Raw genomic sequence first — 17,460 nt, 5'->3', positions numbered from 1 at the left:
AATCCGATGCGTGTGTGGTTTTTGAGTGCTGGCCTGGCCTTGATGTGCATGGCCCAGAACGCAGCGGCGGGTACAGTCCTGATCGTTGGCGATAGTATCAGCGCCGGTTTCGGGCTGGATACCCGCTTGGGGTGGGTGTCGTTGCTCGAGCAGCGGCTCAAGCGCGAAGGTTTCGACGATAAGGTGGTCAATGCGTCCATCAGCGGCGACACCAGCGCCGGAGGCCAGGCACGCCTGCCGGCGCTGCTTGCAGAGCATAAGCCGGATCTGGTGATCCTGGAGTTGGGGGGCAATGACGGCCTGCGCGGACTGCTGCCATCGCAATTGCAACAAAATCTTGCGTCGATGATTCAGCAGTCCCAGCAGGCGGGCGCCAAGGTGCTGCTGCTCGGCATGCAATTGCCGCCCAATTACGGCGCTCGCTACACCAAGGCCTTCACTGAGGTTTACAGCAACCTGGCCGATGAGAAAAAAATCCCGCTGGTACCGTTTTTCCTCGACGGCGTGGGCGGCCATCCGGACCTGATGCAGGCCGATGGCATACACCCGGCAGCCGGGGCCCAGGACAAGTTGCTGGAAAATGTCTGGCCTACGCTAAAACCGCTGTTATGACACTTTTCTAGGAGCAGGCTTTCGGCTAAGGTGGCGCCCCCGATTTGGAGCCCCCGATGCCGCGTTCTGCCTGGTCACTTTATGCCTATCAACTGATCGAGCCTGACGAACAGTTGGATCTGTTCGCCTGCCAGGAAGTGCGGGTACACCTGGTGACCCGACAACTGGAGCTGGGCGGCTCGGCGGACCGGACCCTGTGCGGCAGTCTGCTGCCGGCTCAGCCGCGCTGGTCGAACGTCGACCGCCGGGTGTTCCAGGACCAGCGCCTGTGCTCGTTGTGCCGGGCCATTCTTGAATCGCAGAAGCGCGGCACGTCGCCAATCTGGCCGGAGTTGCGGTTCGAGCTTTGATCCTTTCTGCGGTGACGGCGGTTTCGTTGGCGGGTGAAAACCCTGTAGGAGCTGGCTTGCCAGCGAAGGCGGCCTCATGGCCGACCCATCTCCCACAGATGTACTCCGCTCAAACTGTAGGAGCTGGCTTGCCAGCGAAGGCGGCCTCATGGCCGACCCATCTCCTGTAGATGTACTCCGCTCAAACTGTAGGAGCCGGCTTGCCAGCGAAGGCGGCCTCATGGCCGACCCATCTCCTGTAGATGTACTCCGCTCAAACTGTAGGAGCTGGCTTGCCAGCGAAGGCGGCCTCATGGCCGACCCATCTCCTGTAGATGTACTCCGATCAAACTGTAGGAGCGAGCTTGCTCGCGAAAAACGTCTGGACACCGCATTCATTCAGACAGCGCACGTCATCGTTGACGACCATCGCTGCGATGCGGCGACCTGACAAGCCAGCTCCTACAGGTCAGAGGCAAGCCATAGACGGCCGTTACCGCAGTAATGGATATGTGCTCCATCAACAATCAACAGGCCGCCAGGAAATGCCTTGCATCGCCTGCACTACCCGCGACCTCCCCGAAATAACGGCCGGCGGTGTACAATCGCGTTCTTATACCCTCTGTCGATCATGCAAAGGATTTTCCGGATGTTGCCGCGCTTTCCCGCCGTCACCCGCTGCCTGACACTTGCCGCCCTCTGTGTAGCGGGTCCCGTCGCAGCATTGGAGCTACCCCTGCCACCGCCTGGTGAAGACATCGTCGGTCAGGTGCAAGTGATCCAGGCCAAGTACGAAGACACCTTCGCCGACCTGGGCACTACCTACGACCTGGGTTATTCGGAAATGGTCGCGGCCAACCCTGGCGTCGATCCATGGCTGCCTGGCGCCGGCACTGAAATCGTGCTGCCGACCCGCTTCATCCTGCCGCCGGGCCCGCGTGAAGGCATTGTCATCAACCTGGCCGAGTACCGCCTCTACTACTTCCCGAAAGGCAAGAACGTGGTCTACACCTTCCCGCTGGGGATCGGTCGTGAAGGCTGGGGCTCGCCGATTGCCCACACCAGCATCATCGCCAAGACGCCGAACCCGACCTGGACGCCTCCGGCGTCGATCAAGGCCGAGCATGCCGCCGATGGTGATCCGCTGCCAAATGTGGTGCCGGCCGGCCCGGACAACCCCCTGGGGCCGTTCAAGTTCACCCTTGGGACTCCAGGCTACCTGATCCACGGTTCGAACAAGAAGTTCGGCATCGGCATGCGCACCAGCCACGGCTGCTTCCGCATGTTCAACAACAACGTGCTGGAGATGGCGGGCATGGTGCCGGTCGGGACGTCCGTGCGGATCATCAACGACTCCTACAAGTTCGGCGTGAGTGGCGGCAAGGTTTACCTGGAAGCGCACACACCGCTGGACGACAAGGGCAACCCGTCGGTGGTCGACAAGCACACTGCCGTGATCAACGCGATGCTCAAGCGTGAAGACATCACCAACAACCTGCGCATGAACTGGGATGTGGTACGTGATGTTGTCGCGGCCGAAGATGGCCTGCCGGTGGAAATCGGCGTGCCGAATACGACCGCGCCGATGGTGACGAGTGCACCGATCGATCCGCTGCAGTAATGCCTGAAACAAACCCGCCGACGCAGGCCGCGTCGGCGGGTTTTTTATTGGCTGCAGGAAACAGCAGGCAATAAAAAAGCCGACCCAAAAAATGGGTCGGCTTGATAATAATCCCGAAGGACTATTACTTGCGGCTAGCTTTTTCCAGCATGCGCAGAGCACGCTCGTTAGCTTCGTCAGCAGTCTGTTGTGCTTTTTGAGCAGCAGCCAGAGCTTCATCAGCTTTACGGTAAGCTTCGTCTGCACGAGCCTGGGAGCGAGCTGCTGCGTCTTCAGTAGCGGTCAGACGTGCTTCGGTTTCTTTCGATGCGCTGCTGCAACCGGTAGCCAGAACTGCGGCCAGAGCCAGAGCAGAGAATTTCAGAACGTTGTTCATCGTGTTCCCCTTCAAGGACTTTCTAGTAAGTGGCTGTCTCCTCCGAGTGAGGAAATAGCCGGCGTACATACTACCCATTACTTGTCGTAAGTAAACTGACGTGAAGCAAGAAGCAAAAAAAATTGTAGGCGTTGATTCTTTTTCGAGCAACTTTTAACTGCGTTGTATAAAAAATATCCAGCTAGAAGGCCCGAGATGAGCGAGCCGCCACGGAAAAGTTCCCCATGCCCAAAGCTCTTTTTGCGGTCTTGGCTAAAGTCCATCTAGATGCATTCGTCTACACTTTTGTTCGGAATTTGCGTGGCGTCTCTCATATCTTTCTCCATGTTACAGGTGACTTTAACGAGGGGCGCTCGTCTTATGTCTCAACATCCGGCAATGTTCAGGCTACCGACCGCTGCAAGACCCTCGGTCGAGCTGTTCCTGCGTTATCCACAGCAGCACCCGCCAACCAGCATGATGACGAGCGAACCTTGAGCATTTCTGCCAATGGCGCCTACTATTTGTACGTGCTCGGTTGCGCGAGATCGGTGTAGCTTTTCTCGGTGTCGATTCAGGCACGGGGTGGCGTAGTTGTTCCTTCGCCGGAAAAACATCGGTAAGGTAGGGGTCAGAAATCCAGACCCGCGAGGAGTAGTGATGAGCGAGGCGTTGTCCATCCACCATGACCAGGCTGGTCATCAATTCGAGACCAATGTGGACGGTCATCGTGCCTACCTGACCTATATGGATCTGGGGAAACAGACCCTGGATATCTATCGCACGTTTGTGCCCAACGCATTGCGCGGTCGCGGCATCGCCGCGGCCCTGACCGAACAGGCGCTGCAGTACGCCGAGGAAATGGGCTATACCGTCATTCCCTCGTGCTCCTACGTCGAGCGCTACATGGAGCGTCACCAGCGTCATGCTGCCAAGCTGAGCCAGTGACCTGCAACGAATCGGATGCATAAAAAAACGCCGGGCTCAGCCCGGCGTTTTTTTGTCTGCAACAAGCGTCGGTCAGGTGCGCTCGCGTTTTGGCAGCACTTCCTTGAGCTTGGCATGCATGCTGCGCAAGGTGTTCTCGGTGGCCGTCCAGTCGATGCAGGCATCGGTGATCGACACGCCGTATTGCAGGTCGGCGAGGTCTTTCGGAATGGCCTGGCAGCCCCAGTTCAGGTGGCTTTCGACCATCAGGCCGATGATCGACTGGTTGCCTTCGAGGATCTGGTTGGCGACGTTCTCCATCACCAGCGGTTGCAGGGCCGGGTCCTTGTTGGAGTTGGCGTGGCTGCAATCGACCATGATGTTGGGCTTGATCTTCGCCTTGTTCAGTGCCTGCTCGCAGAGGGCGACGCTGACCGAATCGTAGTTAGGCTTGCCGTTGCCGCCGCGCAATACCACGTGACCGTAGGCATTGCCCTTGGTGGTGACGATCGACACGCCACCTTCCTGGTTGATGCCCAGGAAACGGTGCGGGCTGGAAACCGATTGCAGGGCGTTGATGGCTACGGTCAGGCCGCCATCGGTGCCGTTCTTGAAGCCGACGGCCGAGGACAGGCCGGAGGCCATTTCCCGGTGAGTCTGGGATTCGGTGGTGCGCGCGCCGATGGCCGACCAGCTGATCAGGTCCTGCAGGTATTGCGGGGAGATCGGGTCGAGCGCCTCGGTGGCGGTCGGCAGGCCCATTTCGGCCAGGTCCAGCAACAGCTGGCGACCGATATGCAGGCCATCCTGGATCTTGAACGAGTCGTCGAGGTACGGGTCGTTGATCAAGCCTTTCCAGCCAACGGTGGTGCGTGGCTTCTCGAAATACACGCGCATGACCAGATACAGGGTATCGGACACTTCCGCCGCAAGAACCTTCAGGCGCTCGGCGTACTCGTGGGCCGCCTTGATGTCGTGGATCGAGCAGGGCCCGATGACCACGAACAGGCGATGGTCGGTGCCATCCAGAATATTGCGAATGACTTCGCGACCCTTGGTGACGGTGCGCAGGGCGGCATCGCTCAGGGGTATATCACGCTTGAGCTGGTCGGGAGTGATCAGCGTCTCGTTGGAAGCGACGTTTAGGTCGTTGATCGGTAAATCAGCCATCGTTTACTCGTCAGGTCACGGGTGCCGGCCGCCAGCGAACCCGCGCGGCGGAGCACAGCAAATTAAGCGCGTCGGGGAACGGAACCTTAGCGCGTTACACCGTGGCTCGACAATGGGCTGGCCCGGTTTAATCCAGCACAGCCTGTGCAAAAGCCTTGCGAACCGTGTCGTGGGAGAACTCGTCGGCATGTTGCTGGACCCACTCGAGGGCCAGGGCCTGGATATCCTGCAGATCGTTGTGGGCATCATGCTGACGGCAGTAGCGCTCGATCTGGCACACCTGCTCGCCCATGCGGGCACTGAAAAGCGTCTGTTCGTCGACGAAGGCAATGCCGACCAGGTAGCCGCGCTTGCGTCGCAGGCACCAGGCTACGTAGCCCAGGAAACACAGGTCCGGGTTCAGGCTTGGCATGCGTACCTGCAGCGCCGTACCGTGGCGCCAGGCGCGGTGATAATTGCAAGCCATGCCCCCGAGGCTGATAGTGTGCAGCTGTTGGCGGGAGATGCACTCAGGTTTGAGCAACGTCAACTCGACAGGTATATCGTCAGGATGAGGAAGAAAACGTCCCATGAGCACGGACTCCATGTGTCGGCCATCTGACATTGTTTCCCCCAGTATAGTGGTCGAATTGGAACTGACCGATTTCGACGCCGACCAACGGCTGCTGGCAATGAACGGCGTATCGCTGGTGATTTTCACCAGTGTCGGCTGCGCCAGTTGCCGTTTTGCCCGCGAGCAGCTGCCTGCGCTCGATCTGGATGTCGATCGATTGTGCTGGATCGACGCTGGCAACAATGGCGGGGTGGTCGAGCGTTATCAGGTCTTTCACTTGCCGGCGCTGTTTGTCGTACGCGACGGCGAATTCTTCGGGGCACTAAAGTCGCGCCTGACCCGCACCGAGCTGAACACGGCCTTGGGGCAGGCGCTCAGTAGAACAGCAGAGGAGTTGCCATGACGGGAGCAGTTGCCAAGCCGAGAATCGGCATAATCGGGACCGGTGCCATTGGCGGGTTCTACGGGGTGATGCTGGCGCAGGCCGGGTTCGATGTGCATTTTCTGTTGCGCAGTGAGTTTGCCGCGGTGGCTGAGCGCGGGTTGCAGCTGCACAGCGCGGTACATGGCGCGCTGGCGCTGAATCCGGTGCAGGCCTATTCGGCGGCCGAAGACATGCCACCCTGCGACTGGTTGCTGGTTGGCGCCAAAACCACCAGTAACCGCGACCTCGCGCCGGCCATCGTGCAGGCCGCCGCGCCGAATGCCAGGGTGTTGCTGTTGCAAAATGGCCTGGACGTCGAAGACGACCTGCGTGAACTGCTGCCCGACGCTCTGCATGTGCTGGGCGGGCTCTGCTATATCTGCGTGCATCGCCAGGGGCCGGGGGTCATTACCCATCAGGCGCTGGGGGCGGTGTATGTCGGCTATCACAGCGGGCCGGCGCCGGGTCAGCCTGAGCGTGCGGCCATTGTCGAGGAGGGGGTTGGGCTGTTCCGTGCGGCCGGCATCGACGCCCAGGCCATGGCGAACCTGCACCAGGCGCGCTGGCAGAAACTGGTCTGGAATATCCCGTACAACGGCCTGTCCGTGCTGCTCGGGGCGAGCACTACGCCACTGATGGCCGATGCGGACAGCCATGAGCTGATCCGGTCGCTGATGGCCGAGGTTATCCAGGGCGCAAACGCCTGCGGTCACGAGGTGCCCGCCACCTATGCCGATCAGCTTTTGCAGGTGACGCAGCGAATGCCCGACTACTGGCCCAGCATGTACCACGACTTTCTGCACAAGCGGCCGCTGGAACTGGAGGCCATATATGCGCGGCCACTGGCAGCGGCGAAGGCCGTCGGCTGTGACATGCCGCGCATCGAGGCGATGTATCGCAGCTTGAGTTTCATCGATCGACGTAATACCTGAGTCGATCTATCAGAGGGGGAAGGGGATGCCAAAGACCATAGATGACAAGCTGGTGCTGGCGATTTCGTCGCGAGCGTTGTTCGACCTGAGTGAAAGCCACAAGGTCTATCTGTCGAGTGGCGTCGAGGCCTACCGGCAATATCAGATCGAACACGAAGACGAAATCCTCGAGCCTGGCGACGCCTTCCCGCTGGTGCAGAAACTCCTCGCCCTCAATGCCCACCTCGGCCGCGCCCGGGTCGAGGTGATCCTGGTGTCGCGCAACAGCGCCGACACCGGCCTGCGTGTGTTCAACTCGATCCACCACTATGGCCTGGCGATTTCCCGTGCGGCGTTTGTCGGCGGGCGCAGTCCATATCCCTACCTCAAGGCCTTTGGCTGCGACCTGTTTCTCTCAACCCACGCCGAAGACGTGCGCAGTGCGCTGGACGCCGGGTTCGCCGCGGCGACCATTCTGTCCGGTGGCGCCAGCCGTGCGGCCAGCGATGAACTGCGCATTGCTTTTGACGGTGATGCCGTACTGTTTTCCGACGAGTCCGAACGCGTCTATCAAGCCGGGGGCCTGGAAGCGTTCCAGGCCAGCGAGCGCGAAGCGGCTCGCGAGCCCTTGCGCGGCGGGCCGTTCAAGGGCTTCCTCGCCGCCCTTAATCTGTTGCAGCGCGAATTCCCGGATGACGCCTGTCCGATTCGCACGGCACTGGTCACGGCGCGCTCGGCGCCGGCCCATGAACGGGTGATCCGCACGTTGCGCGAGTGGGATATTCGCCTGGATGAATCGCTGTTCCTCGGTGGACTGACCAAGTCGGCCTTCCTTGAAGCCTTCGCCGCGGACGTGTTTTTCGACGATCAGGCCGGCCATTGCGAGTTGGCCCGCGAAGTGGTCGCCACCGGCCATGTGCCACATGGCATAAGCAACGAGCAAAAGGTTTAAGCCCGCCGTTCAACGTGTTACGCCGGACGTCGTACTCGCCAAGGCACTGCTAAGCTGAATCAATCTCCGCCATGTTGGCACGCGAGGAGGTCATATGATTCGTTCGATGCTGTATGCCACTGACCTCGGGCTGTATGCACCTGTGGTGATGCAGCATGCCCTGGAATTGGCGCGAACATTCAATGCCGACCTGTATGTGGTGCACGCCGTCGAACCCATGGGCTTGTTCGCCGAATCGGTGCTGCAGAGTTATCTCGACGAGCAGGCGTTGAACGAATTCCATAGCCAGGGTCTTAACACCGTGATCGCCAGCATCGAGCAGCGGGTGCTCGACAATTTTCGCGAAGAGCTGGGCGACGAGGGCGAGCAGGACCTTGAGCGGATCAAGGCGGTGCGGGTGCTGCAGGGTGATCCGTCGCAGGTGATCCTCGACCAGGCGCACAAACTCTCGGTGGATTTGCTGATCGTCGGTAGTCACAGCCATGGTGCCGGGGCGGAAACGCCCTTGGGCCGGACCGCCGCCCGGGTGTTGCAACTGTCCACGGTGCCGGTCTACCTGGTGCCGCTGGTGCAACGTCGTCGCCAAGGGGATCGCTAGAACACGAATAATGGCCTTTTGATAAAAAGTTCTAGATTTATTCTTCAAACCATTAATATAGTTATATACCGTCGCTGATGCCCGTGGCGTCTACCTGCTTTGAGGGATTCATATGAAGCTCCAACAACTGCGCTACATCTGGGAAGTGGCGCACCACGACCTCAACGTTTCCGCTACAGCCCAAAGTCTCTACACCTCTCAGCCGGGCATCAGTAAACAGATCCGCTTGCTGGAAGACGAACTGGGTGTCGAAGTGTTCGCCCGCAGCGGCAAGCACCTGACCCGCGTCACTCCGGCCGGTGAGCGCATCATCACCACCGCTGGCGAAATCCTGCGCAAGGTCGAAAGCATCAAGCAGATCGCCCAGGAATTCTCCAACGAGAAGAAAGGCACACTGTCGATCGCCACCACCCACACCCAGGCGCGCTACGCCTTGCCGCCGGTGATCAGCAACTTCATCAAGCAGTACCCGGATGTTGCCCTGCACATGCATCAGGGCTCGCCCATGCAGATCGCCGAGATGGCCGCTGATGGCACCGTGGATTTCGCCATTGCCACCGAAGCCCTCGAGCTGTTCGGCGACCTGGTTATGATGCCTTGCTATCGCTGGAACCGCTGTGTAGTCGTACCCCAGGGACACCCGCTGACCAAGCTGTCGAAACTGACCCTCGAGGCCCTGGCCGAATACCCGATCGTCACCTACGTGTTCGGTTTCACCGGCCGTTCCAAGCTCGACGAAGCCTTCAGCCACCGCGGCCTGACGCCCAAGGTGGTGTTCACCGCCGCTGACGCCGACGTGATCAAGACCTACGTGCGCCTGGGCCTGGGTGTGGGCATCGTGGCGAAAATGGCCGTCGATACCAAACTCGACAGCGATCTGGTAGTGCTCGACGCCAGCGAATTGTTCGAGTCCAGCGTGACCAAGATCGGTTTCCGTCGCGGCACCTTCCTGCGGGGCTTCATGTGCGACTTCATCGAGAAGTTCGCTCCGCACCTGACCCGCGAAGTCATGGCCAAGGCCATCCAGTGCCACAACAAGCAGGAGCTGGAAGAGCTGTTCGACGGCGTCGAACTGCCTGTTCACTGATAGCCCGTCCTGCTGCGCCGGCAGGACAGCCAGTCAAACCACCTCGGTGACAGCGAACTGTTGCCGAGCGCCCGCCACCAGAATCTCCACCTCGTCGCCTTCGAACTTGCCCAGCAGGCTTTTGCCCAGCGGCGAGCGCGGGGTGATGACGGTAATCAGTTGCCCCACCAGGTCAACCTTCAGACCCGCCGCATCCGGTGCCAGGAACAGCCACTGCTCGCGGCCCTTATCGTCTTCCAGGCCGAGCAGGGCACCGATCTCGATACCCCGTTGATCGTCATAGGGACGCAGTGGCAGGTTCTGGCAAAGCGCCAGTGACAGGCGAATCTCTTCGACCCGCCTGGCCTGCCCGGCGGCCAGGTAAGACGCTTCCAGGCCCAGGGTGTCGTACTTGTTTTCGGCGATGTTTTCTTCGTGGGTCGCGGTTTCGTAGGCGGTTTGCGCGGCGCGCTCGGCAATGTCGAGATCGACTCGCAGCTTGTCGAGAATCAGTTGGTGCACGGTATGCTTATTCATGATCAATCGCAGAATTGCAGGACGTTGGCTCGGCTTTTTTCGCTGGGTGCCGTCTGGTCCTGTTGCAACCAGAACTGGCATTTGGGGTTCGCCAGGTTGCGGTTGCTGGCGCGTGCCTGGTCGAGTCGTTGCGCCTGCTCGTTCCTGCGCAGGTTTTCTTCATACTGCTCGAACAATGGGCTCTGTGCCGGGATATCCGGCACCGGTCGAGTCACCACCGGCGGTTTGGCCAGTTGCTCCACCGCGGCTGCGACCGGTGCCAGTTGTTCGCTGAAAAACAGCCGGGACACCAGCCAGACGGTCAACACAATGGCGATGAAACCCAGCCACATGCCAAGGGCGATACTGCCAGTCAGTTGCAGGGCATTGAGTTGAATCGAAAAGGATCGGCGCGGAGTAGGGCGGTAGGGCATGGTTGCCTCCTGGCGAAGGGTCGCGGGCGAGTGAGGATTGTCGCACGAAGATTAATCGTCGTCGGCTCTTCTGCACCGACTGATTTATGCGGACAATCGGTGCCTTTGCCAACGGGAGCCTGGAATGCCTGATATGAAAACCCGCTGGGATATTTTTTGCACCGTGGTCGACAACTATGGCGACATCGGCGTGACCTGGCGGCTGTCGCGGCAACTGGTGGCCGAACATGGGCTGGGGGTGCGTTTGTGGGTCGACGACCTGCGTGCCTTCGAACGCTTGTGCCCGGAAATCGACATTCACGCAGGCCAACAATGGCAGGAAGGTGTCGAAGTGTGCCAATGGTCGGCGGACTGGCAACCGGTCGAGGCGGCCGATGTGGTGATCGCCGCGTTTGCTTGCCAGTTGCCCGGCGCCTACATGGACGCCATGGCCCAGCGGGAAAAAACACCGCTGTGGATGAACCTCGACTACTTGAGCGCCGAGGACTGGGTGATCGGCTGCCACGGCTTGCCGTCGGTCAAATACAAACACGTACAGAAGCACTTTTTCTTCCCGGGGTTCCACAAAGATACGGGTGGCCTGCTGCGTGAAAGCGGATTGCTCGAACGGCGTCGACAGTTTCAGCAGAGTGCCGAGGCTCAGCGGGCCTTCCTGCAAGACCTGGGGGTCGACCGCTCACCGGGTGCGCTACTGATTTCGCTGTTTGCCTATGAAAATGCCGGCTTGGCCAGTTGGCTGGACACATTGGCCAGCGATTCGACGCCCACTCATCTGCTGGTGCCGCAAGGGCGCATCCTGGGGGATGTCGAGCGCTGGCTGAATGTGCAGGACCTGCAGGTCGGGTCGCTGCATGTACGCGATGCCTTGACCGTGCAAATACTGCCGTTCGTCCGACAGGACCAGTACGACCATTTGCTCTGGTGCTGTGATTTCAACGCCGTACGCGGCGAAGATTCCTTTGTCCGCGCGCAATGGGCAGGGCGGCCAATGCTGTGGCACATCTATCAGCAGGAGGAAGATGTTCATCTGGACAAGCTCGAAGCCTTCCTCGCGCTATACGTCAAGGACCTGCCGCCTGCGGCCGGCGAGGCGATCAGCGGTCTCTGGCGGGCCTGGAATGCCGGTGAGACAATGACCGACCACTGGCAATCGACCCGCAAACACTGGCCACAGCTGCAAAAACACGCCGAGACCTGGTGTCTGGAACAGGCCTTGCAGACCGATCTTGCCGCGGCGCTGGTACAGTTTTATGTAAATTGGATATGATACGCGGCCTAGATTTTTGTAAATCCCATCCAAATTCGGATATTCGCAATGAAAACTGGTAAAGAACTCAAACCCGGTACCGTGATCCGTATCGACAACGATCCTTGGCTGGTTCAGAAAGCTGAATTCACCAAGTCGGGCCGTAACAGCGCGATCATGAAGACCAAGCTGAAAAACCTGCTGACCGGTTACAAGACCGAGACCGTCTACAGCGCCGACGACAAGCTGGACGACGTGATCCTTGACCGCAAAGAAGCGACCCTGTCCTTCATCAGCGGCGACAGCTACACGTTCATGGACACCACCGACTACACCATGTACGAACTGAACGCTGAAGACATCGAAGCCGTTCTGCCTTTCGTTGAAGAAGGCATGACCGATGTTTGCGAAGCCGTGTTCTTCGAAGATCGTCTGGTTTCCGTAGAGCTGCCGACCACCATCGTGCGTCAGGTTGACTACACCGAAGGTTCCGCTCGCGGCGACACTTCCGGCAAGGTGATGAAGCCTGCCAAACTGAAGAACGGTACCGAGCTGTCGGTTGCTGACTTCATCGAAATCGGCGACATGATCGAGATCGATACCCGCGAAGGCGGTTCCTACAAAGGCCGTGCCAAATAAGCACTGCTTGAGGAATGAAAAAGCCCGACCATTGAGTCGGGCTTTTTTGTGTCTGTTTGTAGGAGCCCGGCTTGCCGGCGAAGGCGTATTTGAGGTCGCGTTCGCCGGCAAGCCGGGCTCCTACAGTAAAGCGTGTTATTTCAGATGTTGTTTGAGCTCTTCAGAGGCCTGCAACATCGCCGATCGCACCGCCGGCACCTGGCTCACCACGTTGAGCAAACCGTAGTCGTGGATCATGCCGTTGTAGCGCACCGATGTCACCGCCACGCCAGCCTCGTCGAGTTTGCGGGCGTAGGCTTCACCTTCGTCGCGCAACACGTCGGCACCGGCGGTCTGCACCAACGCTGGCGGCAACCCTTTCAACTGGGCAGTGGTTGCGCGCAGAGGTGAGGCGTAGATTTCGTTACGCTGGTTGGCGTCGGTGGTGTAGTTATCCCAGAACCACTTCATCGCATTTTTGGTGAGGAAGTGCCCTTCGGCATACTGGTTGTAGGAAGCGGTTTCGAAGTTGGCATCCGTGACCGGCCACAGCAACACCTGGAACTTGATTGCCGGAGTGCCCTTGTCCTTGGCCATCAGCGCAACCACCGCCGCCATGTTGCCGCCGACACTGTTGCCGGCTACTGCCAGGCGCTTGCCATCGACGTTGATCTCCTTGCCGTGCTCGGACACCCATTTCGTCGCGGCGTAAGCCTGGTTGATCGCCACCGGGTAATGGGCTTCCGGAGATGGCGTGTAGTTCACGAACACGGCCGCGGCACCCGAACCCGTCACCAGATCACGCACCAGCCGCTCGTGGGTCGGGAAATCCCCCAGCACCCAGCCACCGCCGTGGAAGAACATGAACACGGGCAGCTCACCCTTGACCCCGGCCGGCCTGACGATGGTCAGGTTCAGCGGTTGGCCGTCCACTTGAATGGTCTTCTGGCTGACATCGGCTTTTGGCAGCGTCAGTTTCACCCCGGCCTGTGCGCCCGTCAGCACGGCGCGGGCGTCTTTCGGGCTGAGTTGTTCAAGCGGCTTGCCGGTACCTGCATTCAGCACATCGAGGAATGCCTGGGTGTTGCGTTCAACGTCGCCGGCGAATGCACTGTGCACGGACAGGGCGAGAAGGGTACCGGTCAAGACTTTGCTGAAAGCGTTCATGTTCGTTTCCTGTTCGGGCCTGGGTGATCAGCGGTTAGACGGTGACGTGCAGACGTACTTCGACGTTGCCGCGGGTGGCGTTGGAGTACGGGCAGACCTGGTGGGCCGCCTCGACCAGGGTTTGTGCGTCGGCTTGTTCAAGCCCTGGCAGGCTGATGTGCAGGTCGATGTCCAGGCCGAAACCGCCAGGGATCTGGCCGATGCCGACGTGGGCGGTGATCGAGGCGTCGTCGGGGATCTTGCGTTTGGTCTGGCTGGCGACGAATTTCAGTGCGCCGATGAAGCAGGCGGAGTAGCCGGCGGCGAACAGTTGCTCCGGGTTGGTCGCCGCGCCGCCAGCACCGCCGAGTTCTTTCGGGGTGGCGAGCTTGACGTCGAGAATGTTGTCGCTGGAGATCGCACGACCGTCACGGCCACCGGTGGAGGTTGCGATTGCGGTGTAGAGAGTTTGCATGGTGAAAGCCTCGTATGGGTTTGGTTGGTTGCGCTAAATGTTTGCGCGCTAAGTAAGTGCGAAATAAATGTATCGCGCTAATGTTTAGTGCGCAAGATAAATTTTGAAAAAATGCAGATCAGCTGATTTTCCAGCACAAGCGCAAAACAAACTGTGGAGCAGGCTTGCTCGCGAAGGGGGCGTGTCAGGCAACATCCATGTCGCCTGACACGCCCCCCTTCGCGAGCAAGCCCGCTCCCAAAGGGATTTTCGGTGGTTTGAAAGTCAGAGGTTTTCTTGCAGATGCCGACGCAGTTCCTGCAGTTCCGCTTGAAGCTTTTGCAGTCGCTCCAGGGTCATCCCACTGGCGCCGAGGATGCACTGGGGAATGCCCCGGGCCTTGTCGCGCAAGGCGCGGCCCTGTTCGGTGAGTTCGACGATCACCACGCGCTCGTCCTCACGGCTGCGGGTGCGGCTGAGCACGCCTTCGGCTTCCAGGCGCTTGAGCAGCGGGGTCAGCGAGCCGGGATCGGTCAACAGGCGCGCGCTGATTTCACCTACGGTCAAGCCGTCCTGTTCCCACAGCACCATCATCGCCAGGTATTGCGGATAAGTCAGGCCCAACGCCTGCAGCAAGGGTTTGTAGACCTTGGTCAGCATCAGCGAAGTGGAATGCAGGGCGAAGCAGGCCTGATTGTCCAGCAGCAGGTCGTCGCAGTTATCCGGGGTGTCGCGCTTGGTGGTCATTTTTGGAAGCCTTGATCAGTGATCCTGATAAAACTAGCGGTCAAATCTTTAACGCGCCAGCAATTTTCGACTAATGCCGGCCCAGGTTGGTTTGCAACGCCAGGTCCCAGGGCGGAATGGGGCTGAAGCGGGTTTTCAGATACTCCAGCAACAGGCGACTGCGGGAGTTAGGCTGCTGCTGCAAGCGCAAGGCGTAGATCCCGGAGCTTTCCGGTTTGGGCAGGCCGTTTTCGCAGAACAACGGCAGCAGTTCGCCACGCAACAGGTATTCGCTGACGAGCCAGGTCGGCAGGTGGGCGATGCCCAGGCCGGCCAGTGCGCTGTAGATCAGCGCTTCGGCATTGTTGGCGCTCATGCGCACGCGCGACGGCCGATGCAGTTGCATCTGGCCATCCCGTTCGAAGCGCCAGGCGAAGGGCGGGGCCAGGCCGGCCCAGTCGAGACCGTCATGTTCGACCAGCTGCGCCGGATCTTTCGGCACGCCGCGGCGCTGCAAGTAGTCGGGGCTGGCGCAGGCGACACGCACCATGCTCGCCAGCGGCGTGGCCACCAACCGCGTATCGGCCAATTGCCCGGCGCGCAACACCAGGTCGACCTTGCCCAGGTTCAAGCCCTGCATGTCGACAAAACTGTCGATCAGCTGCAATTGCACGTCGAGGCCGGGATAAAGCAGCAGGAAATCGGCAATCACCGGTGCGAGATGTCGCCGCCCGAACGCAGCCGGTGCGTCGATACGAATCAGGCCTTCCGGAGCACTGCTCAGGGACACCGCTTCGGCCCGGGCCAGGCGCAGTTCGGCGACTATCCGCCGTGCCCGTTCGGCAAACGCCAGCCCCGCCGGCGTCGCGCGCACCGCGTGGGTACTGCGAATGAACAACTGGCTGCCGACGGCGCTTTCCAGGCTGTCGATGCGCCGCGCCACTGCCGAGGGCGTCAGTGGATGACGGCGGGACGCTGCGGAAAAGCTGCCGGTTTCCAGCACATCCAGAAACAGGCCCAGTTGTTCGGTCAGTTGATTGGGATTCATGTTTGGCTCGATGCTTGTGCGAGTTTGGCATAGCCATTGTGCGTTGCTGTGCGTTTCCCCGCTAGAACCAGTTGCGTAGGATGAATCGCCTGACGTGTGGAGAAATACGCTGTGATTGAATTTGTGATGTGTCTGGTATTCGGCGCAGCCCTGGGAACCCTCGGCGGCCTGTTTGGCATTGGCGGGGGATTGATCGCGATTCCGTTGCTGGGCGTGTTGTGCGGTCTGGATCAGCAGATTGCCCAGGGGACGGCGCTGGTGATGGTGGTGCCGAACGTGATGCTGGCACTGTGGCGCTATCACCAGCGCAACAGGATCGAGTTGCGCCACGCGCTGCCGCTCGCCTTGATGGGATTCTGTTTCGCCTGGCTCGGATCGATCTGGGCGGTAGGGGTCGATGCGCAAACCATGCGTATCGGATTTGTCGCCTTCCTGATCGCGCTTTGCGCCTACAACCTGGCGCGCATGTTCATGGCCAGCACGCCGCCTTCGGCACAGATGAACCATTCATGGCCCTGGCTGGGCGTACTCGGTGCGGCATCCGGCACCATGGGCGGGTTGTTTGGCGTGGGCGGGGCCGTGGTGGCGACACCGGTGTTGACCAGCGTGTTCGGCACCACCCAGGTGGTTGCCCAGGGCCTGTCCCTGGCACTGGCGCTACCGAGCACCGGCGTCACCCTGGTTACCTATGGGGTGCATCACCAGGTGAACTGGATGATTGGTGTGCCACTGGCGATCGGTGGGTTGATGAGCATCAGTTGGGGCGTGAAGATCGCCCACAGCCTGCCGGAGCGCCTGCTGCGCGCCTTGTTTTGCGGCTTTCTGCTGTTATGTGCGGTCATGCTTGTTTTTAAAGCTTGAAACCTTCGACGATGTGCTCGGCCAGGCACTCGGTGATCGGTGACGGATTATGCAGGTTGCGCACCAGCATGATGCTGGCCTCGGGCAGCACCGGCAGATCCTCGGCTTCGCCGAGGATGCGCATGTCCGCGGTGATCAGGCTTTCCAGTTGCGCGGTGACGGCCAGGCCGGCGCTGACCACCGCCATGATCGCCGACAGGCTGTCGCTGTTATACGCCACGCGATAATCGCGCCCTTGGGCATCGAGGGCGTTGCAGGCCCACATCCGGCAGAAGCAATCACTGTTGAACATCGCCAGGGGCAAGGGCGTCTGCTCGTGGGCGCTGTAGCACTGCGCCTCAGCCCAGACGAAACGTTCCTTGCGCAACAACTGGCCGATTTCGCTGCCCGGCTCGCGAGTGACGATGGACAAGTCCAGGTCCTGGCGCATCAGCAGTTGTTTTGATGATTCACAGTGCACTTCGATCTGCACCAGCGGGTAGGACTGGGCAAACTGACGCAGGATCCCCGGCAGGAAACGCATCACGTAGTCGTCCGGGGTGCCGATGCGCACCGTGCCGACCATGTGTGGCTCGCGCAGGGTGTTGAACACCTCGCTGTGCAGCTTGAGGATTCGCCGCGCATAACCCAGCAACACCTGGCCTTCAGCTGTGAGCCGCACCTGGCGTCCGTCGCGCTGGAACAACTGGCGCTGCAGCACATCTTCTTCCAGCCGCTTCATCTGCATGCTGACAGCTGACTGGGTGCGATGGACCAATTCACCGGCGCGGGTGAAACCACCCTGGTCGGCGATGGCGACAAAGGTGCGCAGCACTTCGGTATCGATACTCGGGTAGGCCGACATGCATCAATCTCCGAGATGGTTACCATCAGAAACATTCGTTGGATTGATC

At 60.1% G+C, this 17,460-nt stretch carries 23 protein-coding genes; 13 read left to right on the top strand and 10 right to left on the bottom strand.

Translation table 11 applies throughout. From position 1 onward, the window contains the following. Positions 1-6: 6 nt before the first annotated feature. The 3 genes from DKB71_RS23415 (at position 7) to DKB71_RS23405 (ending at position 2,562) form a co-directional block, all read left to right on the top strand. Entirely contained in the window at positions 7-612 is a 606-nt protein-coding gene (locus tag DKB71_RS23415; protein ID WP_406592570.1) for an arylesterase, read from the top strand. A gap of 56 nt (positions 613-668) precedes the next feature. After that, on the top strand, positions 669-962 hold the full coding sequence (locus DKB71_RS23410; RefSeq protein ID WP_008055299.1) for a hypothetical protein: 294 nt from the start codon (positions 669-671) through the stop codon (positions 960-962). 628 nt (positions 963-1,590) lie between these two features. Further along, positions 1,591-2,562 carry a L,D-transpeptidase family protein gene (locus tag DKB71_RS23405; protein ID WP_274075394.1) on the top strand — a complete coding sequence of 324 codons (972 nt, stop codon included), beginning with the start codon at positions 1,591-1,593 and terminating at the stop codon, positions 2,560-2,562. A 124-nt stretch (positions 2,563-2,686) separates the two neighbouring features. On the opposite strand, the gene oprI is transcribed toward DKB71_RS23405, so the two are convergent. Next, positions 2,687-2,938, bottom strand: coding sequence for an outer membrane lipoprotei OprI (oprI, locus tag DKB71_RS23400; RefSeq protein WP_003183784.1), 252 nt, complete (start codon positions 2,936-2,938; stop codon positions 2,687-2,689). Positions 2,939-3,162: 224 nt separating this feature from the next. On the opposite strand from oprI, the gene DKB71_RS23395 reads away from it, so the two are divergent. Next, entirely contained in the window at positions 3,163-3,474 is a 312-nt protein-coding gene (locus DKB71_RS23395) for a hypothetical protein (RefSeq protein ID WP_274075393.1), read from the top strand. Positions 3,475-3,577: 103 nt separating this feature from the next. Beyond that, positions 3,578-3,865 carry a GNAT family N-acetyltransferase gene (locus DKB71_RS23390; protein WP_020800382.1) on the top strand — a complete coding sequence of 96 codons (288 nt, stop codon included), beginning with the start codon at positions 3,578-3,580 and terminating at the stop codon, positions 3,863-3,865. 72 nt (positions 3,866-3,937) lie between these two features. Here the strand turns inward: DKB71_RS23390 and DKB71_RS23385 are convergent, their stop codons facing one another. Beyond that, entirely contained in the window at positions 3,938-5,014 is a 1,077-nt protein-coding gene (locus DKB71_RS23385) for a 3-deoxy-7-phosphoheptulonate synthase (protein WP_274075392.1), read from the bottom strand. Positions 5,015-5,141: 127 nt separating this feature from the next. Continuing rightward, complete coding sequence (locus tag DKB71_RS23380) at positions 5,142-5,585, bottom strand: PilZ domain-containing protein (RefSeq protein ID WP_274075391.1); 444 nt, start codon at positions 5,583-5,585, stop codon at positions 5,142-5,144. Here DKB71_RS23380 and DKB71_RS23375 point away from each other — a divergent pair. The 5 genes from DKB71_RS23375 to cysB all read left to right on the top strand — a co-directional run bounded on the left by DKB71_RS23375 (position 5,584) and on the right by cysB (position 9,539). Continuing rightward, positions 5,584-5,970: a thioredoxin family protein gene (locus DKB71_RS23375; protein ID WP_323606808.1), complete on the top strand. Its 387-nt coding sequence runs from the start codon at positions 5,584-5,586 to the stop codon at positions 5,968-5,970. The two genes, DKB71_RS23380 and DKB71_RS23375, sit on opposite strands and share 2 nt — an antisense overlap. Further along, positions 5,967-6,923, top strand: a complete 957-nt coding sequence (locus tag DKB71_RS23370; protein ID WP_408597700.1) for a putative 2-dehydropantoate 2-reductase — start codon at positions 5,967-5,969, stop codon at positions 6,921-6,923. The genes DKB71_RS23375 and DKB71_RS23370 overlap by 4 nt, the downstream gene beginning before the upstream one ends. 25 nt (positions 6,924-6,948) lie before the next feature. Next, on the top strand, positions 6,949-7,854 hold the full coding sequence (locus DKB71_RS23365) for a 5'-nucleotidase (protein ID WP_274075388.1): 906 nt from the start codon (positions 6,949-6,951) through the stop codon (positions 7,852-7,854). Positions 7,855-7,948: 94 nt separating this feature from the next. Further along, positions 7,949-8,452 (top strand): universal stress protein, encoded by a 504-nt coding sequence (locus DKB71_RS23360; RefSeq protein ID WP_274075387.1) that lies wholly within the window; start codon positions 7,949-7,951, stop codon positions 8,450-8,452. 112 nt (positions 8,453-8,564) lie between these two features. Beyond that, complete coding sequence (gene cysB, locus DKB71_RS23355) at positions 8,565-9,539, top strand: HTH-type transcriptional regulator CysB (RefSeq protein WP_008049066.1); 975 nt, start codon at positions 8,565-8,567, stop codon at positions 9,537-9,539. Positions 9,540-9,572: 33 nt separating this feature from the next. On the opposite strand, the gene DKB71_RS23350 is transcribed toward cysB, so the two are convergent. Beyond that, on the bottom strand, positions 9,573-10,055 hold the full coding sequence (locus DKB71_RS23350; RefSeq protein ID WP_408597697.1) for a transcription elongation factor GreAB: 483 nt from the start codon (positions 10,053-10,055) through the stop codon (positions 9,573-9,575). 2 nt (positions 10,056-10,057) lie between these two features. Next, complete coding sequence (locus DKB71_RS23345; protein ID WP_274075385.1) at positions 10,058-10,468, bottom strand: hypothetical protein; 411 nt, start codon at positions 10,466-10,468, stop codon at positions 10,058-10,060. A gap of 124 nt (positions 10,469-10,592) precedes the next feature. Between DKB71_RS23345 and earP the strand changes: the two genes are divergently transcribed. Together earP and DKB71_RS23335 are read left to right on the top strand one after the other, a co-directional pair. Then, on the top strand, positions 10,593-11,735 hold the full coding sequence (earP, locus tag DKB71_RS23340; RefSeq protein WP_408597695.1) for an elongation factor P maturation arginine rhamnosyltransferase EarP: 1,143 nt from the start codon (positions 10,593-10,595) through the stop codon (positions 11,733-11,735). Between the two features lie 48 nt (positions 11,736-11,783). Then, positions 11,784-12,353 carry an elongation factor P gene (locus tag DKB71_RS23335; RefSeq protein WP_017125860.1) on the top strand — a complete coding sequence of 190 codons (570 nt, stop codon included), beginning with the start codon at positions 11,784-11,786 and terminating at the stop codon, positions 12,351-12,353. 135 nt (positions 12,354-12,488) lie between these two features. Here the strand turns inward: DKB71_RS23335 and DKB71_RS23330 are convergent, their stop codons facing one another. The 4 genes from DKB71_RS23330 to DKB71_RS23315 all read right to left on the bottom strand — a co-directional run bounded on the left by DKB71_RS23330 (position 12,489) and on the right by DKB71_RS23315 (position 15,706). Beyond that, positions 12,489-13,499: an alpha/beta hydrolase gene (locus tag DKB71_RS23330; RefSeq protein WP_323627253.1), complete on the bottom strand. Its 1,011-nt coding sequence runs from the start codon at positions 13,497-13,499 to the stop codon at positions 12,489-12,491. 34 nt (positions 13,500-13,533) lie between these two features. Beyond that, positions 13,534-13,953 carry an organic hydroperoxide resistance protein gene (locus DKB71_RS23325; RefSeq protein ID WP_110749149.1) on the bottom strand — a complete coding sequence of 140 codons (420 nt, stop codon included), beginning with the start codon at positions 13,951-13,953 and terminating at the stop codon, positions 13,534-13,536. A 264-nt stretch (positions 13,954-14,217) separates the two neighbouring features. Next, positions 14,218-14,679, bottom strand: a complete 462-nt coding sequence (locus DKB71_RS23320; RefSeq protein ID WP_274075382.1) for a MarR family winged helix-turn-helix transcriptional regulator — start codon at positions 14,677-14,679, stop codon at positions 14,218-14,220. A 70-nt stretch (positions 14,680-14,749) separates the two neighbouring features. Further along, positions 14,750-15,706 (bottom strand): LysR family transcriptional regulator, encoded by a 957-nt coding sequence (locus tag DKB71_RS23315; RefSeq protein ID WP_274075381.1) that lies wholly within the window; start codon positions 15,704-15,706, stop codon positions 14,750-14,752. Between the two features lie 126 nt (positions 15,707-15,832). On the opposite strand from DKB71_RS23315, the gene DKB71_RS23310 reads away from it, so the two are divergent. After that, complete coding sequence (locus tag DKB71_RS23310; RefSeq protein WP_408601150.1) at positions 15,833-16,567, top strand: sulfite exporter TauE/SafE family protein; 735 nt, start codon at positions 15,833-15,835, stop codon at positions 16,565-16,567. On the opposite strand, the gene DKB71_RS23305 is transcribed toward DKB71_RS23310, so the two are convergent. Next, positions 16,557-17,411, bottom strand: a complete 855-nt coding sequence (locus tag DKB71_RS23305) for a LysR substrate-binding domain-containing protein (protein WP_274075380.1) — start codon at positions 17,409-17,411, stop codon at positions 16,557-16,559. The genes DKB71_RS23310 and DKB71_RS23305 overlap by 11 nt on opposite strands. Positions 17,412-17,460 lie beyond the last annotated feature (49 nt).

It is taken from the genome of Pseudomonas sp. PLMAX, from assembly GCF_046042685.1.
Classification (GTDB): domain Bacteria; phylum Pseudomonadota; class Gammaproteobacteria; order Pseudomonadales; family Pseudomonadaceae; genus Aquipseudomonas; species Aquipseudomonas putida_AE.
Note: the sequence above shows the minus strand (reverse complement) of the source record. Positions and strands in the feature narration are given on the sequence as shown.

Coding starts and splice junctions, on each gene's coding strand:
- DKB71_RS23415 (WP_406592570.1), top strand. CDS start 7: ATGCGTGTGTGGTTTTTGAGTGCTGGCCTGGCCTTGATGTGCATGGCC.
- DKB71_RS23410 (WP_008055299.1), top strand. CDS start 669: ATGCCGCGTTCTGCCTGGTCACTTTATGCCTATCAACTGATCGAGCCT.
- DKB71_RS23405 (WP_274075394.1), top strand. CDS start 1,591: ATGTTGCCGCGCTTTCCCGCCGTCACCCGCTGCCTGACACTTGCCGCC.
- oprI (WP_003183784.1), bottom strand. CDS start 2,938: ATGAACAACGTTCTGAAATTCTCTGCTCTGGCTCTGGCCGCAGTTCTG.
- DKB71_RS23395 (WP_274075393.1), top strand. CDS start 3,163: ATGCCCAAAGCTCTTTTTGCGGTCTTGGCTAAAGTCCATCTAGATGCA.
- DKB71_RS23390 (WP_020800382.1), top strand. CDS start 3,578: ATGAGCGAGGCGTTGTCCATCCACCATGACCAGGCTGGTCATCAATTC.
- DKB71_RS23385 (WP_274075392.1), bottom strand. CDS start 5,014: ATGGCTGATTTACCGATCAACGACCTAAACGTCGCTTCCAACGAGACG.
- DKB71_RS23375 (WP_323606808.1), top strand. CDS start 5,584: ATGAGCACGGACTCCATGTGTCGGCCATCTGACATTGTTTCCCCCAGT.
- DKB71_RS23380 (WP_274075391.1), bottom strand. CDS start 5,585: ATGGGACGTTTTCTTCCTCATCCTGACGATATACCTGTCGAGTTGACG.
- DKB71_RS23370 (WP_408597700.1), top strand. CDS start 5,967: ATGACGGGAGCAGTTGCCAAGCCGAGAATCGGCATAATCGGGACCGGT.
- DKB71_RS23365 (WP_274075388.1), top strand. CDS start 6,949: ATGCCAAAGACCATAGATGACAAGCTGGTGCTGGCGATTTCGTCGCGA.
- DKB71_RS23360 (WP_274075387.1), top strand. CDS start 7,949: ATGATTCGTTCGATGCTGTATGCCACTGACCTCGGGCTGTATGCACCT.
- cysB (WP_008049066.1), top strand. CDS start 8,565: ATGAAGCTCCAACAACTGCGCTACATCTGGGAAGTGGCGCACCACGAC.
- DKB71_RS23350 (WP_408597697.1), bottom strand. CDS start 10,055: ATGAATAAGCATACCGTGCACCAACTGATTCTCGACAAGCTGCGAGTC.
- DKB71_RS23345 (WP_274075385.1), bottom strand. CDS start 10,468: ATGCCCTACCGCCCTACTCCGCGCCGATCCTTTTCGATTCAACTCAAT.
- earP (WP_408597695.1), top strand. CDS start 10,593: ATGCCTGATATGAAAACCCGCTGGGATATTTTTTGCACCGTGGTCGAC.
- DKB71_RS23335 (WP_017125860.1), top strand. CDS start 11,784: ATGAAAACTGGTAAAGAACTCAAACCCGGTACCGTGATCCGTATCGAC.
- DKB71_RS23330 (WP_323627253.1), bottom strand. CDS start 13,499: ATGAACGCTTTCAGCAAAGTCTTGACCGGTACCCTTCTCGCCCTGTCC.
- DKB71_RS23325 (WP_110749149.1), bottom strand. CDS start 13,953: ATGCAAACTCTCTACACCGCAATCGCAACCTCCACCGGTGGCCGTGAC.
- DKB71_RS23320 (WP_274075382.1), bottom strand. CDS start 14,679: ATGACCACCAAGCGCGACACCCCGGATAACTGCGACGACCTGCTGCTG.
- DKB71_RS23315 (WP_274075381.1), bottom strand. CDS start 15,706: ATGAATCCCAATCAACTGACCGAACAACTGGGCCTGTTTCTGGATGTG.
- DKB71_RS23310 (WP_408601150.1), top strand. CDS start 15,833: ATGTGTCTGGTATTCGGCGCAGCCCTGGGAACCCTCGGCGGCCTGTTT.
- DKB71_RS23305 (WP_274075380.1), bottom strand. CDS start 17,411: ATGTCGGCCTACCCGAGTATCGATACCGAAGTGCTGCGCACCTTTGTC.